The sequence below is a fragment of the Rhodococcus sp. H29-C3 genome, assembly GCF_030063405.1.
GTDB lineage: Bacteria > Actinomycetota > Actinomycetes > Mycobacteriales > Mycobacteriaceae > Rhodococcoides.
This window is the reverse complement of sequence record NZ_JASITC010000049.1, coordinates 1-2,198: the sequence shown is the minus strand read 5'-3', so window position 1 is coordinate 2,198 and position 2,198 is coordinate 1. Positions and strand designations below refer to the sequence as shown.

Sequence of the window (2,198 nt, the reverse complement as noted above, 5' to 3'; positions counted from 1 at the left end):
ACGACCTCGGGGTGATCGAGGCCGGCTCTGAACGCAACTAGTCCGCCTCGGTCGTGACCGATGACAGCGAACCTCTCATGTCCCAACTCGCGCATAAGATCGACCACTGTTTTCGCCGTGACACGCTTCGCATAGGCCGCCGGGTCGTCGGCTCCAGCCGGAGTCTGGCTCTCTCCGTAACCAGGGAGATCGGGGCAGACAACTTGCGCTTCCTCGGCGAGCGCAGGCGCTACGAATCGCCACGCCAAGCGTGTCTGAGGAAACCCGTGCAAAAGCAGTACCGCCGGACCCACCGATCCCGATGTCGTCACAGCAATTCGGCGGCCATTCACCATGATGACCCGGTCAATCGCCGTCAGTTCTCTAGTCATAACCCCTCGATCGTCGATGTAATGGACGGCGTCCAATAATAGTGGACAGCGTACATTAGGAAAATGACGACAACTAGGAAACCGGGCGAGCGGGCGGGGCTTACCCCCGAAATAGTGTTTGCCGCAGCCCGTGAGTTACTCGCTGAGGTCGGCATTGAGGCAATGTCCATGCGCGGGGTCGCTAAGCGTCTCGGTGTCGCACCGAACGCCCTCTACGCCCACGTCGTCAGCAAGCAAGATCTTGTCGATCATCTTCTCGACGACGTTTTGAGCGCAGTCGATACTCAAGTGGCGACACAGGATCCCAGCTCTGCCTTACAAGCACTCATGGTCGACACTTACGACGTTTTGCTACTACATGCCGCACTCTTGCCTGCGTTTCTCGTCAGACAGGGAGCTCGAGGAGATAACGCACGGCGTCTCGGAGATGGGGTCAAAACGCATTTGGAATCGGCGTCAGTCCCTGCTGAGCGCGTCGATCAAGCCGTCCACGTTCTTATCATCCACACCATTGGGTTCGCCGCCTTCGCAAGCCACCCCAACATTGACAGCAACGGGTACGAGCAACCGCCCGCCGTACTCCGACGAGACTTCACTGTGGGCCTGAAATGGCTGATCTTCGGAATGCTCGACTGTTGACCCAGGTCGACGATTTGGCGAGTCGGACGTTGACACAACGAGGGCATCCTGAGCTGCCGTCACAGCAATAGCGGCGCGCGCTTGGAATTGTCGATGTTCGACTTCGCGAGGGGGGCAAGGCATGTCGAGACGCGTTCGACCTACACCGAAGCAAGTGGAGGCCCTATAGTTTCAACGCACATTGGGTCTGAAATCGGGCAGACCCAGTGCGGTTGTCCGCGCGGACAACCGGTCCGCGTCGGCACGCTTGCCGCGCAGGAATGAGACAGTCAGGTCGATTCCTTCGATTTCACCGATCCAGCCTTCGGTCTGTGCGCGCTCGCGCCGTAGTTCGAGGTCGGTTTCGATTTCGGTGAGTCGGCCGATCATCTTCGTATCGACGTGCAGCATGGGGCAGCGAATGCAGGCGTGTTCGTGACTGCATGGTGTGGCATATGGCCGCCCGCAGGAACCCAGTTCGACCTTTCGTTTGTCGAAGTGCGCCTCGAACTCGGTCCATTCCTCGGCGGTGACCGGCGGGTACTCCTCGGGTGGGCGCAGCGCTCTGCGTCGTTCGAGGTGTGCCTGGTAGTGGCGGGTGACATCGTCCTCGAAGACGGCGACGTAGCCGCGGGTGGTGTCGAGGTTGAGGTGACCGAGCAGGGCGGCTCCGATGTGGATGGGGAGGCCGTTGTTGACGAGCTCGGTGGCGAACAGCCGTCTGAAATCGTGTGGACGGAAGTGGACGCCGCGGAAGCGTGGGTCGATTTCAGCGAGGTCTTCGCAGACCTTGCGGATGGTGGTGCCAATCGCACCGTTGGTCATCACTTCCAAACGTTGCCCAATGCGCCGCTGGAAAAGAAATGGCTGCGGTTCGACGGTGATTCGTTGGTAGTCGTCGTATCTCGTGGCGAGGGGAACCGATCGGGTGTACTTGGTGATGCGTCGGATCACGCAGGCGACGACGTGGAACAGCTCTGCTGACATGGGGATTACGCGTTCGCGATCGGACTTCGAGGGCGCGATGACGAGTAGGGCGACAACCTCGCCGTTGGGGCGTTGGTATTGCCGGACGCTCAGATGCGATAGTTCGGTGAGCTCCTCGATTCGAATCCCGCTGTACCGCAAAGTTTCGATAATCGCCCACACCCAGAATGCGGCATCCTCGTAGAGTGCGACATCGACTGTTCGCCCAAAGCGTGGGCTGCG

3 protein-coding genes are annotated in these 2,198 nt (G+C 59.8%); 1 reads left to right on the top strand and 2 read right to left on the bottom strand.

Annotated features, from left to right (window positions below):
• The coding region (locus QMK32_RS25080; protein ID WP_283478280.1) for an alpha/beta fold hydrolase at positions 1–371 on the bottom strand (371 nt) is incomplete at its 3' end.
• 63 nt (positions 372–434) lie between these two features.
• Here QMK32_RS25080 and QMK32_RS25075 point away from each other — a divergent pair.
• Entirely contained in the window at positions 435–1,010 is a 576-nt protein-coding gene (locus QMK32_RS25075) for a TetR/AcrR family transcriptional regulator (RefSeq protein ID WP_283478279.1), read from the top strand.
• Between the two features lie 171 nt (positions 1,011–1,181).
• Here the strand turns inward: QMK32_RS25075 and QMK32_RS25070 are convergent.
• The coding region (locus QMK32_RS25070) for a tyrosine-type recombinase/integrase (protein WP_283478278.1) at positions 1,182–2,198 on the bottom strand (1,017 nt) is incomplete at its 5' end.

Bases quoted from the DNA above. Each gene is read 5' to 3' on its own strand.
- QMK32_RS25075 (WP_283478279.1), top strand. From the start codon at position 435: ATGACGACAACTAGGAAACCGGGCGAGCGGGCGGGGCTTACCCCCGAA.